Genomic DNA, 12,826 nt, shown 5'->3' with positions numbered 1-12,826 from the left:
AAGCTTTTACGTGTTTATGAAGAATGAGACGGCTGTGGAAGCTCCTGGGCTTCCTGAATGATTTTTTCCAGATCGTATTCACTGCTGTCCCTAGTATCGGCACCAAGTACCTTACTCATTAAATTAATTGCTTCTTCATTGGCCTGCATACTGTTCGATGCGGTGCAGTCCTGGGGAACCATTAGTTTATACCCGCGCATGTAGGCATCGTTTACTGTAAAGTGTACGCACATGTTCCCGGCGACGCCGGCGAATATAATTGTCGTGACTCCCAGGTAGTTAAGCAGGATTTCCAGCGGAGTAGCAAAAAAGCCGGAAAACTGGGGTTTGAGTATATAATAGTCATCGTCGTCAGGTAGAATTTTTTCTACTACTGGTTTGCCGGGTACTCCGTCACGTCTGCAGTATTCTACCAGGTCCGGGAAATTACTCTGCCAGCGTCCGTAATTATCGTTCACATAAATAACAGGTATATCTTTTTCTTTCGCCTGTTTCTTCAGGTTTTTAACATTTTCAGCTGCATCGAGAGCATGAGGAAGTAAATCGTCGCTGTCCGGAAAATCCAAATCGTTGATCATATCTAGAACTACAAAAGCCACACTGGACTGTTGGTTTACATGGGGTTTTTCTGATGCCATTTTATCGCCTCCATTTTTACTGATTCCTTTTTTGAATAAATTTTAAAAGAGTTTTTTGTAATCAGCGGCGAATCAGTTTGAAAATTTTCGCGGAAAGCTTGATAATGTTTTATATACTATCCAAAAAATATTGTAAAAAGGAAGGACATGTCGTTTGGTGTCCTCTCTTAGTGTACAATAGTACACAGGAGATGTAATTTTGAGGAGAGAGAAAGGGGCTGCCATCCTTGAACGAAAAAGAGTTAGAGATTCTGCACTTATTAGAGCAGAACGCCAGAATGGATATTAAAACCATTGCCAAGCTAATAGATCAAACAGAAGAAGAAGTAGAAATGATGCTGAAAAAATTAGAGGAAAACAAAGTGATCGTCACATACGCTACTGTCGTGGACTGGAGCAAAGTCAATAACCATGATGGAGTGACGGCAATGATTGATGTGAAAGTCACTCCGCAGCGGGGAGTCGGGTTTGATGAAGTAGCAGAACGGATTCATCGTTTCCCGGAGGTCAAAGCCCTGTATCTGGTGTCTGGTACGTACGATCTTCAGGTGGTCATCGAAGGAAAAACGATGTCTGAAATCGCTTCGTTTGTTTCTGGAAAGCTGTCTGCGCTTGATTCGGTTATTTCCACGACGACGCATTTCCGCCTGAAAACCTACAAACACGACGGAGTAGTGTTCGGCGACGACGATGAAGATCACAGAATGATGGTCTCGCCATGAATACTTCCTCCACACAGCAGCACAGACTGTCAGAAACCGTGCAGCAGTTAAAGCCTTCAGGCATACGCCGGTTTTTTGATTTAGCTTCTACGATGGATAACGTCATTTCCCTCGGGGTGGGGGAACCGGATTTTGTCACCCCGTGGAATGTAAGGGAAGCGAGCATTGTATCGATGGAGAGGGGCTTTACCTCCTATACGGCGAATGCCGGATTGATTGAGCTTCGAAGAGCCGTTTCATATTATCTCGAGAACTCTTTTGGTGTCTCGTATCATCCGGAATCGGATATTGTGATTACTGTAGGAGCAAGTGAAGGCATTGATGCGGCTTTTCGGGCAATTATTAATCCGGGGGATGAAGTAATTGTCGCTGAGCCATGCTTCGTCTCCTATGCGCCGATTATTACTATGGCCGGGGGAGTGCCGGTACCACTCGAAACGACGAAAAAGCACGACTTTAAAATCAATGCAGAAGACCTTGAAGCCCTTATCACTTCAAAAACGAAAGCGGTGCTTCTTTCATACCCGAACAACCCGACCGGAGCCCACATGTCAAAAGAAGAGCTCGAGCCGGTCGTAAAGGTCATCAAGGACTATGACCTGCTGGCTGTATCGGATGAAATTTACGCCGAGCTCAGCTACGATTATGAGCACGCAAGCCTTCCGGCGTTTCCGGGCATGCTCGAGCGCACAATTTTGATCTCCGGCTTTTCAAAAGCCTTTGCGATGACAGGCTGGAGGGTAGGATATGTATGCGGCCCGAAAGATATTATGGCTGCAGTGCTAAAAATTCATCAGTATACGATGATGTGTGCGTCCACCTCCGCCCAGTTTGGAGCGCTTGAAGCGTTGAAAAACGGACGCGCAGATGTCGAGAAGATGGTGGCAAGCTACCGGCAGCGCCGTAATTATTTAGTGAAGACATTTGCAGAGATGGGACTCGAATGCCACACGCCGCTCGGCGCATTCTATGCGTTCCCTTCGATTGAGAAGCTCGGTATGGACGCTGAGACATTTGCCGAGACGTTTCTGACAGAGGAGCAGGTGGCTGTGGTGCCGGGGACAGTCTTTGGTTCAGGTGGAGAAGGCCACGTCCGCTGCTCGTATGCTACTTCGCTGGAGTCGCTTGTAGAGGCCATGGAGCGGTTCAAACGCTTCATGGACCGGCATGGGTAAAAAAACACGGACCGGCAGGTTTTCTCTGCCGGTTTTTTCATGTAAAGTTGGAATATACTCCCTTCAGTTTAAAACATAAACAGAAGGGAAAATGGTACAGGGATTTACATACGTATTTTCGGTTCGTATAGAGAGGATGAATTTATTGAAAAATGCTATTCGACGCATGCTGCCGAAAAAAATACGGCAGATGATGAGCATGTCCTACCGCCAGCAGTGGTATGAAATACGCTCGAGCTTGTGGGTGCTTCCGGCCCTTTACATTATGCTCGCAGCCGTGCTTTCCGTGGTGGCCTACTGGGCGGAATTCGGTCTGCAGCCCGCCTTCAATTCGCTGCCGGTATTTTCGACGGAATACAGCCTGGCGCAGACGATGTACAGCACAATGCTCTCCGGCGTACTTACCTTGAACGCCTTCACTTTTAACTCGATACTCGTCGTGCTGACGAGTTTTTCAGGTCAGTTTACCCCAAGGGTGCTGTTTAACTTTATTTCCGACCGAAAAACCCAGCACTCCATTGGGATCTTTAATTTATGTTTCTTTTTCCTGCTGTTTGTATTCTTCTTCCTTGATTCAAGCATGAGTGAATACGTAATTTTCCCTATCTCCGGCGTGGTAATGACCTCTATTTCTGTCATTAATTTTATTTTGTTTATCAACCACGCGACGAGATGGATGCAGGTATCAAGCATTACCACCTCCATGAAGGAAGAGTCCCAGCTGCGTATTTTGAATACGCTCGTCTATGACCTTGAGCCTTACCGTCCACAGGATCCAAATCGGGTTTTCCGGGAAAAAACACACGGCGGGGCCCATGTAGTGGCCAGTGAACGGACCGGCTTTCTGCAGGTGGTGGATTTCGGCAAGCTGATACGAGAAGCCAGAAAAGACGGGATCGTTATTCAAATGGAGCGTCGCGTCGGTGACTTTGTCATGGAAGGAATTACGTTATTTAAATACTGGAAAACAGACAGCAGCGCAGATATGGCGATCAATGAACAGAAATTCCGCCAGTTTTTATACCTGGGACACAGTAAAACGGAAGTGCAGGATTTGGAATTCGGCATCCGGAAATTGACTGAAATTGCGATCAAATCGATTGGAAACGATGAACCTATGACCGCCCAGGACGCTATTTACCAGCTGACGGACCTGCTGTTTTCGATTTCTAAAGTGACTAAATTCACTCCATATTTAACAGATGAAGATGAAACGCTGCGCCTGATTATGCAGGATGAAGAATTCTCGTTTTATGTATATTCAGCCTTCAGTCACATCGCCTCGTATTCTGAGAATGATCCGGTTGTTACAAACAGCCTGCTTGAAGCACTGGTGATTTTATCAAAAGCATTGAATACGAAAGATAGAAACTGCTGCTGGCATTACGGGAAAGTAATCGCACGCGGATTTACCGGCCAGTTTAAATACGATTACGACCAGCTGAAATTTGTGAACAATATTGAAGCTCTTGCAAAGAACTCGGAGGACAAGGAATCTTTTCAAAGCTTTGTGCGCGATTTCATTGACCGTGGCGTTATTCAGGAAAAACATATTCCGGAACGTCAGTATAAAGAATAAAAAAAGCAGCCCGCGGGCTGCTTTTTTTAGGCTCCTGTAAACAGGCCAATAAGTGAGTTAATGAATACGATGATAATCGCCACAGGGGCGATGTAACGAATGATGGTAAACCAGATGAGAAATACACCATTTCCCATCGCAGATCCGCGCATCACTTCATCACGAAGGTCTGCTTTCTTAATTTTTAATGGGAGAAACAGAGAAACAATCAACGCCCCGAGGGGAAGCAGAAAATTGCTTGTCAGAATGTCGATGGAATCAAAGAAGGTATTGCCGAAAATCAGCCAGTCGGATAGCAGTCCGTATGACAGGTTCGACGGAATGCCGAGAACGAAAATCAGAATACCAACGACCCAGGCTGTACGTCCGCGGCTGTCCGGGCGTTTATAAGACACTGAAGAGACAATAATCTCGAGCAGGGAAAACGCCGAGGTTAACGTAGCAAAGATGAGCAGAAGCATAAACAGCGTAAAGAACAGCGAACCAAGTGCAAGTTGCTCAAACACTGCCGGAAGTACAATAAAGATCAAATTCGGCCCGGCATCCGGTGGAATATCAAAAGCGAACACTCCTGGGAAAATCGCAAGCCCGGAAAGCAGTGAAATGACAATCGTCAATACGACGATAGAAAACGCTGAGTTAACCAGACTCTTTTCCTTCGGAAGGTAGGAGCTGTATGTAGCCATCACAGAGTTACCGAGGCTGAGGGAGAAAAACGCCTGACCAAGGGCAAATAGAATTGTGGTGCCTGTGACTGCACTGAAGTCGGGCTGCAAAAAGAAAGCAATACCCTCGCCGGCTCCTTCAAGGGTGAGCGAGCGGATTACAAGCACAATAAATAAAATAAACAGTGCAGGCATCATCCAGTTGGTCGTCCGTTCGATACCTTTACGCACGCCGCCCTGTACGACAAGAATCGTAATCAGCATAAAGGCAAGGTGCGCAATGCCTACTTCCCAGGGGTTGGAAATAATCGAGCCAAACAGAGCCTCGTAATCTGTCCCTCCACTTGCAAGACCTCCAAGGCTCCGGACAAAGTAAATAATAATCCATCCGCCGACAACGGAATAAAAGGATAAAATTAAAATAGCACAGATCATGCCCATGATACCGTTAAAAAACCAGGGGGTATTCGGCGCAATAGTTTTATAGGCGGGGACCGGCGGCTTTTGGGTGCGACGCCCGACCACAAATTCGGCTATTAATAAAGCGGTTCCGAGAATGAGCGTAAAAGCAACAAAAATCAGAAAAAAAGCCCCGCCGCCGCTGGTGCCTGCAACATACGGCAGACGCCAGACAGCGCCCAGACCAATGGCAGATCCGGCTGCTGCTAATACGAACCCAAGCCTCGTCCCCCACTGTTCACGTGGTTGGCTCATAGTAGGTTCCTCCTTAAAATTAATTTATTCCTTTAAAGTACCGAACATGTGGGACTTTTGTCAAGAATAGGCCGTGAGTTTATCGATTGCCGAATTTCGAAAATAATGCTATAATTTGAAAGTTAATAAAAAGTTATAGGAGTTGTTTGAATGTCAGTACAGCAATATGAAGTAGGCGCAATCGTCGAGGGGAAAGTAACGGGAATTAAACCATTCGGCGCGTTCGTTGCGCTCGACGGAAATAAACAAGGATTGGTTCACATTTCTGAAATCGCCCACGGCTACGTTAAGGATATTAACGAAGCACTGTCAGTAGGCGATGAAGTTAAAGTGAAAATCAAATCCGTCGATCAGGAATCAGGAAAGATTTCTCTTTCCATCCGGGACACCCTTCCGGCACCGGAAAAAAGCGAAAGCCGTCCGCAGAGCCAGGCTCCGCGTCAAAGCAAAAGCAGCGGCCGTCCAGCCCAGCAGAGTAATAACGACACTCAGGGATTTAATACTCTTGAAGATAAATTAAAAGACTGGCTGAAGCAATCCAATGAAATTCAGGCAGATCTGAATAAACGGGTACGGAAATAATGATTCCCGCTTTAAGAACCGTCGCTTTCGAGCGGCGGTTTTTTTATATGGTTGAAACGGGTACAGGTGTTTGAAGAACGTTTTGCGGGCGCCCGGGTTTTTCTTTATAATAGAGAAGGGTTATAGAGGCGGAGAAAACGTAAAACATATTTAAGGGAGGCAGTAATAACATGGCAAAGCAAATTGAAGTAAACAGCAAAAATATTTCTCAGGAAATATCAGAACATGAGATTGAGCAGCTGCAGCCGATGGTGGAAACGGCCCATCGCATGATTCATGAAAAAACCGGGGCTGGCTCGGAATATCTCGGATGGGTTGATCTTCCGGATACATACGACAAAGAAGAATTCTCCCGCATCCAGCAGGCAGCCGAAAAAATTAAAAAGGATTCAGATGTGCTGATTGTAATCGGTATTGGGGGCTCCTACCTTGGGGCGAAGGCGGCCATTGACAGCTTGAGTCATTCATTCCGCAACCAGCTCGACGGTTCTAAACGGAACGGCCCGGAAATTTATTTCGCCGGCCACCAGATCAGTCAGCGCTACATGCATGACCTTCTTGAAATGGTGGAGGGCAAGGACGTTTCGGTGAACGTCATTTCAAAGTCCGGCACTACAACAGAACCGGCTCTTGCATTCCGGGTGTTCCGGGACTGGCTCGAGAATAAATACGGGGCAGAGGAAGCGGCTTCAAGAATTTACGCTACGACAGATAAAAGCAAAGGTGCTTTAAAAACGCTGGCTGACGAAAAGGGCTACGAAACATTCGTCGTGCCGGATAACGTCGGCGGCCGTTATTCCGTTCTTACAGCCGTAGGACTTCTTCCTATTGCGGCAGCAGGCCTGGATGTGGAAAAGATGATGCACGGAGCGGCTGCAGCCATGGAGGCTGGCAAGCTTCAGAGTGTAAAAGAAAACTCGGCCTACCGTTATGCTGCTATCCGCTACGCTGCGTATCAGAAAGGGAAAGCCATTGAACTGCTGGTAAACTATGAGCCGCACATGCACTTTGTATCTGAATGGTGGAAGCAGCTGTACGGGGAAAGCGAAGGCAAAGACGGCAAAGGATTATTCCCTGCTGCAGTCGATTTCTCAACAGATTTGCACTCGATGGGGCAGTATATCCAGGAAGGCCGGCGCCATTTGCTCGAAACAGTACTTCATATTCAGGATGCAGGGAGCGCTCTGGAATTGAAAAACACTGATGATGACCTGGACGGCTTAAATTATTTATCAGGAGAAACGATGGGCTTCGTCAACGAGAAAGCATTCGAAGGAACGCTTCTTGCCCACACTGACGGCGGCGTTCCAAATATTATTATTGATATTCCGGAATGGAATGAGTATTACTTCGGATATCTCGTTTATTTCTTCGAAAAAGCGTGCGCTGTGAGTGGCTATATGCTCGGTGTCAATCCATTTGACCAGCCAGGCGTGGAAGCGTATAAAAAGAACATGTTTGCCCTTCTCGGCAAACCGGGATTTGAAGAACGCCAGACAGCACTTGAAACGCGGCTGAGTGAAGAGTAAGCAGAAAATGGGCCTGCCCGCGGGCAGGCCCTCTTTTTTGCAAAGTTACACAAAAACGTGAAAAAAGGACTTGTCAGACAGAGACACACAAGGTACAATATTTCTTGTCGGCTGATATTTTATCAGCAAAAATATGGGGCCTTAGCTCAGCCGGGAGAGCGCTTGGCTGGCAGCCAAGAGGTCAGCGGTTCGATCCCGCTAGGCTCCACCATACATATTACGTCAACGACACCGGTTTGAGAGCTTCTTCTCATCCTGGTGTCGTTTTTGTATTGGCTTATAAAAGTATATGTACTTTTTTTAGTTACAAAACTTGCTGTTTGAAACGCGTTGGGGTATTATATATTCATTCCAAGATACATACCACGCCAACGACGCCGGTTTGAGGGACTATCCTCGGCCCGGCGTCGTTCTTTGTTTCGGCGGTATGTGTTTAGGCTGACAGTGGTTGCCTATTTATAGTAGAGGTTTTCGTTGGACAATGGAATCGAGGCATGGCAGTTTTCACACGGCTGTTCGTTTCCGGAAACGTTGGAATCAGTACTTAACGTTTCGGGCGGCATTTGAATGGAAGCTGTGTTTTCGTGTCCACATTCCGGGCATTTCACCATTAACATTAATTATTCACCTCACTTTTTATAACGGTTTTCCCGTCCGTCAGAGGGTTATAACTTCTATTGTAAGAAAAATTTGATAAATGAAAAGAACTGATTCTTTAGACCTTGTAGGAGGCTGCTGAAATATATTATGCTATGATCAATTCTCTATCGAACATAGCAAAAGGAGTTAGGACAGATGAGAAAAAGATTTATACTGCTGATTACAGCAGCCGCAGCTGGAGGTATATGGATAATCGTTTCTTTAAACAGAGAATCTGTAAATGAAAACAGTGAGAGAATTAAAACCCCGGACGAGGAGCTTTCAGAACTGGAAGAGATGAATATTTATTCATTTTTGCAGCACCGCCTAAATACATATCATACGTCTACTGTAGAAGTGTTTGGATCAAGTGTGGCTGCCGGGACCGGAGCGGACAGCTACAGCGAATCATGGGCTGGCCTATTAGAGGAGAGACTGCAGCAGATTAATGATGACAGCGAGCACGTAGAGCTGAACAATCATGGAGTTAATGGCTATTCCTCAGAGGATATGCTTGAACGGGAAATGATCGATGCTGAGCTTTCTGAAGAAGCGGATTTTGTGATTATTGAGACAGGTATACTGAATGATTTCTATCGGGGCATTCGGGCTGCTCAAAGTATTGATAATATCCATCAGTTGATCCGGGAAGCGAAAACGAAAGCGCCGGATGCCGTAGTATTGGTGATGAACCCAAACCCGGCGATCACCTATGAAAGCACGACTCCGGAGCTGGATAGCGGCTATCAGGAGTTTGCGGATCAGCTCAAAGAAGAATTTGAGCGCGATCAGGGAGTCTTGTTTATAGATGCCTCTGTGCCCTTTCATGAAAATGCAGAAAACGGCCGTCAAATGGAACAGTATATTGGTGACGGCATTCACCCAAACAGCGAAGGCTATCGGCTCTGGTATAAGCATATGGATGCGTATTTTGAGCAGACCCCCGTTCAGAAGGCAGAAGCATCCGATTAAAAGATCCATAAAGTGCTTTTATAGAAAGAACGTGCTGCGAAGGCAGGGCGTTCTTTTTTTGCAGGCCTTCCCCTGAAACTGTTTACAAATGCAATTAGTAGATTATAAGAGGAAAGTTCAGTACCAGCAGGGAAGCTGCCGGGCTTTTCACGAATTCCTCTGTTTGGCTTCCGGAGGTTAACGAAAGAACATGTGAAAGAAGTACTGTTTTAGGAAGAATGAGGAAAAACAACTCATTTCCTCTCGATATTAGGTAAGATAAAGGTATACACCCAAATAGAAGAAAAGCATAGCCAAAAGAAACAGGAAGGAGTTTTCTATGAGCTATACTGCGCGTGAACTGGTTTTCAGCCAGGCCTGTAACTGCTGGAGCCGTATTTCGTACCTGTATCAATGTGAACCGAAAATAGTAACTGTCTCGATTTTTCCTTCAGCAGGCAAAAGAAGTACTCAACTTAACGCCGATATGCTGAGTATTGAAGAATTTTGGAAGGTTTGCTACGAAAAATTTAAAATGGATTTTCCGGGAAATTAACAACATTGGCTTATAAAAATGAAAAATAACAGTGCTTCCGGGGGACGTTTGCCCGTGCGCTCAGAGGGTAATTACCATTAGACACAAGGAATGTTGGAAGAGGTGAAAGTATGACTGCCGGACTATTACTAAGCGCCGTACCTCCCAAAGGGGATCCTTTTGTGATGATTGCTACGGACTCAAAGGGGGCAAGCCTTGAGGGCGGGCCGGCGGATGAAAAGGCGCAGAAGGTATTTGATGCCGGAAATGCGCTGCTGGCTGTGAGTGGTGTGGCAACAGACGCCCACCGGTCCCAGCTTGTAAAGATTCTCGAATCACATAAGGAACAGCCAATTGATAAAAAAATGCAGCTGGTATACGACGAAAGTCTGGCCGTGAAAAAGGAGCTTGGCTTAAATATGACTGCTGCGATTATGCAGTTTGACGAAGTTGGGAATCCGCAGGTGGCTTTCTGCTATGTCGGCACGGATGAAGGAGACCAGCAGTTCAACCCATATACGTTCGACCGCCGGGTTCCAGAAGTCAATCACGCGTATTTTGGCGAAGATAAAGAAGGGGTCACCGAGTTCCGAAAAAAGCTGGACGAAAAGCTCGATAAGAAAACAATTACTCCGGACCACGTCCGGGAGTCCGCAGGGTGGTTCATCCGGAGGGCTGCAGAAGCGTTTCCTGCAGCGGTTAATACCAGGGTTCAGACAAGGGTGAAGGTGTTCAGGCCCGTAATGTGAGCCGGCACTGAATACTTGATACGCAATTGAAAGGGGAGAAAATCAATGAGCTTTGAAAATACATTCGCTACTAAAACACGCAAATATTTAAATATTGATGCCCTGCCCGAGCAGCAGCTAATCGATTCGACGGCGAGGGAAATCATGTATTATTTTATGGATCTTGAAGAAGAATTTAAAAATATAAACGACCGCAAGTTTCATATTGAAGCAGGCTTTCACGAAAGCTATATTAAGATCAATAAGCGAAAGCTTTCTTTTGAGCTGAAGCATATCCCTTCCCACCGCATCACTGTCATTCAAAAAGTGAATGGTAATAAAGCCCATATAGATCACATTATTGCCAAAGACGATGAAGCCCGCAGTGAAGCAGACGAAACCCCGTTCAGCCGTGATTTGATCCGCCGGTATCTGATTCAGACATTTGGGGATTCGCTCGACTTAAGTAATATTTATTGATGTCCTCTTACGGGGGGGCATTTTTTATTGAAGAATTTTTTTGGATAAACGAAGTCGCGGCGGTTGAATAAATGGCAGGGGCGTCAGATAATATACATGTGTAAATACAAGTCGGTCTAAGCAGTATGTATCGGCTAAAATATCAGATAATTCTATATCTTTTGAGTGAAGCAGGAGGAGAGAGATGAAAAGCACGGCGGTATTTAAACAGATGAAAGAACGGCAGGAGCCGATTACGATGATCACAGCGTACGACGCTCCGGCGGGAAAGGCCGCGGAAAAAGCTGGCATGGATATGATACTTGTGGGTGATTCGGCGGGGATGGTCGTGCACGGCTACGATTCCACGATTCCGGTAACGCTTGACGATATGGTGATGCATGCACGTGCGGTTCGCAGGGGGGCTCCGGGCACATTTATCGTAGTGGATCTGCCCTTTTTAACCTATCATTCCTCTATGGAGAGCACGTTTACAGCAGTGAAACGTTTGATGCAGGAAGGCGGTGCCCAGGCAGTGAAGCTTGAAGGGGGAGATGAAGTTACCAGAGGGACTATCGCCCGCTTAACGGCTGCCGGCGTCCCGGTCATAGGGCATCTCGGCCTTACTCCCCAGTCCGTAGGGGTACTTGGCGGGTACAAAGTACAAGGGAAAACAAAAGAAGAAGCACAGCGATTGATGGAAGAAGCAGAGAGACTCGAACAGGCGGGAGCTTTTGCGCTGGTGCTTGAATGTGTTCCTGGAGAGCTTGCCACCCGGATTGCAGTGCATCTTTCGATTCCGGTTATCGGCATAGGCGCCGGGGCCGGCGTTGACGGTCAGGTGCTGGTTTTTCACGACGCTGTCGGATGGGGAGAGAGCTTTGTTCCTTCCTTTGCTAAGCAGTACACTAATGTGCAGGAACAAATTGACGAAGCCCTTGAGAGCTATGTAAGTGATGTAAAAGCGAAAGCATTTCCAGAGGAGAGGCATACTTTTTCCATGGATGCCTCTGTGCTGAAAGATCTTAGCAGAGGCGCATCGTCATGAAAGTATTTACTTCAATTCAGGAAATTCGCACACATATCAATGAGAGAAAACAGCAGGGAGAAATAATTGGTTTTGTGCCGACAATGGGAGCACTGCACGAAGGACATTTTTCATTAATGATGCAGGCTTTGAAAGAAAACGATGCAGTAGTGGTGAGCATTTTTGTCAATCCGCTGCAGTTTGGTCCGGATGAAGATTACGAAGCGTATCCGCGTACGCTCGAAGCGGATCTTGAAAAAGCCGAAGCCCGGGGCGTCGATATAGTGTTTGCCCCGTCAGCGAAAGAGATGTATCCCGAAGAGATGCAGACAGGGGTGCGCGTGCATGAGGGAAGTGATGTGCTCTGCGGAAAAAGCCGGCCGGGACATTTTGACGGAGTGGCGACCGTGGTGCTGAAGCTGCTGCAGATTGTTCAGCCGGCACGGGCCTACTTTGGGCAGAAGGATGCGCAGCAGGCCGCTGTACTGACGAATATGGTCCGTGATTTTAATCTTCCAACAGAGATTGTTACTGGCCCGACGGTTCGGGAAGCTGACGGCCTGGCTCTGAGCTCCAGAAATGTGAATTTAACCAGCAGGGAGCGCCGGGAAGCTGTCTGGCTGTATGAAGGATTAAAGCAGGGAGCGTTATGGATAGAAGAGGGGTTTTATGGACCCGGGGCCATTTTAAAGAAAGCAAAACATACAGTAGAAGCTAACATTTCCGGAACGATTGATTATATGGATATTTTAACTTATCCCGGTCTTAAACCTGTAAGGGAATGGAACGGGCAGGTAATTATCGCAGGAGCGGTGCAGTTTTCGGGAGCGAGACTCATCGATAATATTATTCTTTCTCCTGACCAGAAAGAAAGGGTGTGACG

The 12,826-nt window shown here is 46.6% G+C and carries 13 protein-coding genes and 1 tRNA gene; 11 read left to right on the top strand and 3 right to left on the bottom strand.

What is annotated here, in order from left to right; translation table 11 throughout:
* Positions 1 to 14 precede the first annotated feature (14 nt).
* Positions 15 to 638 (bottom strand): cysteine hydrolase family protein, encoded by a 624-nt coding sequence (locus ACTRXH_RS15225; RefSeq protein ID WP_474282873.1) that lies wholly within the window; start codon positions 636 to 638, stop codon positions 15 to 17.
* Between the two features lie 278 nt (positions 639 to 916).
* Here ACTRXH_RS15225 and ACTRXH_RS15220 point away from each other — a divergent pair, with 278 nt between their 5' ends.
* The 3 genes from ACTRXH_RS15220 (at position 917) to ACTRXH_RS15210 (ending at position 4,114) form a co-directional block, all read left to right on the top strand.
* Positions 917 to 1,360 (top strand): Lrp/AsnC family transcriptional regulator, encoded by a 444-nt coding sequence (locus ACTRXH_RS15220; RefSeq protein WP_051143862.1) that lies wholly within the window; start codon positions 917 to 919, stop codon positions 1,358 to 1,360.
* Positions 1,357 to 2,535 carry an aminotransferase gene (locus ACTRXH_RS15215; protein WP_474263941.1) on the top strand — a complete coding sequence of 393 codons (1,179 nt, stop codon included), beginning with the start codon at positions 1,357 to 1,359 and terminating at the stop codon, positions 2,533 to 2,535. The genes ACTRXH_RS15220 and ACTRXH_RS15215 overlap by 4 nt, the downstream gene beginning before the upstream one ends.
* Positions 2,536 to 2,680: 145 nt before the next feature.
* Entirely contained in the window at positions 2,681 to 4,114 is a 1,434-nt protein-coding gene (locus ACTRXH_RS15210) for a DUF2254 domain-containing protein (RefSeq protein ID WP_474282871.1), read from the top strand.
* A 26-nt stretch (positions 4,115 to 4,140) separates the two neighbouring features.
* Here the strand turns inward: ACTRXH_RS15210 and ACTRXH_RS15205 are convergent, their stop codons facing one another.
* Positions 4,141 to 5,493 (bottom strand): sodium-dependent transporter, encoded by a 1,353-nt coding sequence (locus ACTRXH_RS15205; RefSeq protein WP_474279735.1) that lies wholly within the window; start codon positions 5,491 to 5,493, stop codon positions 4,141 to 4,143.
* A 150-nt stretch (positions 5,494 to 5,643) separates the two neighbouring features.
* Between ACTRXH_RS15205 and yugI the strand changes: the two genes are divergently transcribed.
* The 3 genes from yugI to ACTRXH_RS15190 all read left to right on the top strand — a co-directional run bounded on the left by yugI (position 5,644) and on the right by ACTRXH_RS15190 (position 7,815).
* The gene (yugI, locus tag ACTRXH_RS15200) at positions 5,644 to 6,075 is read left to right on the top strand and encodes a S1 domain-containing post-transcriptional regulator GSP13 (protein ID WP_079475578.1); all 432 of its coding nucleotides are present in this window, start codon (positions 5,644 to 5,646) and stop codon (positions 6,073 to 6,075) included.
* A gap of 170 nt (positions 6,076 to 6,245) precedes the next feature.
* On the top strand, positions 6,246 to 7,604 hold the full coding sequence (locus ACTRXH_RS15195; protein ID WP_474282869.1) for a glucose-6-phosphate isomerase: 1,359 nt from the start codon (positions 6,246 to 6,248) through the stop codon (positions 7,602 to 7,604).
* A gap of 135 nt (positions 7,605 to 7,739) precedes the next feature.
* Positions 7,740 to 7,815: transfer RNA gene (locus ACTRXH_RS15190), tRNA-Ala, on the top strand.
* Positions 7,816 to 8,056: 241 nt separating this feature from the next.
* Here ACTRXH_RS15190 and ACTRXH_RS15185 read toward each other — a convergent pair.
* Positions 8,057 to 8,221 carry a hypothetical protein gene (locus ACTRXH_RS15185; protein WP_474263930.1) on the bottom strand — a complete coding sequence of 55 codons (165 nt, stop codon included), beginning with the start codon at positions 8,219 to 8,221 and terminating at the stop codon, positions 8,057 to 8,059.
* 178 nt (positions 8,222 to 8,399) lie between these two features.
* Here ACTRXH_RS15185 and ACTRXH_RS15180 point away from each other — a divergent pair, with 178 nt between their 5' ends.
* From ACTRXH_RS15180 to panC, 5 genes are all read left to right on the top strand, one after another.
* Positions 8,400 to 9,215, top strand: a complete 816-nt coding sequence (locus ACTRXH_RS15180; RefSeq protein ID WP_474282867.1) for an SGNH/GDSL hydrolase family protein — start codon at positions 8,400 to 8,402, stop codon at positions 9,213 to 9,215.
* Positions 9,216 to 9,860: 645 nt separating this feature from the next.
* Positions 9,861 to 10,478: a hypothetical protein gene (locus ACTRXH_RS15175; protein WP_474263926.1), complete on the top strand. Its 618-nt coding sequence runs from the start codon at positions 9,861 to 9,863 to the stop codon at positions 10,476 to 10,478.
* A 45-nt stretch (positions 10,479 to 10,523) separates the two neighbouring features.
* Complete coding sequence (locus tag ACTRXH_RS15170; RefSeq protein WP_474263924.1) at positions 10,524 to 10,937, top strand: DUF3942 family protein; 414 nt, start codon at positions 10,524 to 10,526, stop codon at positions 10,935 to 10,937.
* Positions 10,938 to 11,121: 184 nt separating this feature from the next.
* Positions 11,122 to 11,964, top strand: a complete 843-nt coding sequence (gene panB / locus ACTRXH_RS15165) for a 3-methyl-2-oxobutanoate hydroxymethyltransferase (RefSeq protein ID WP_474282865.1) — start codon at positions 11,122 to 11,124, stop codon at positions 11,962 to 11,964.
* Positions 11,961 to 12,824: a pantoate--beta-alanine ligase gene (panC, locus tag ACTRXH_RS15160; protein ID WP_474282863.1), complete on the top strand. Its 864-nt coding sequence runs from the start codon at positions 11,961 to 11,963 to the stop codon at positions 12,822 to 12,824. The genes panB and panC overlap by 4 nt, the downstream gene beginning before the upstream one ends.
* Positions 12,825 to 12,826 lie beyond the last annotated feature (2 nt).

The organism is Marinococcus sp. LNHM5E3-2.1 (assembly GCF_056034365.1).
This window is presented reverse-complemented; position numbering and strand designations above follow the sequence as displayed.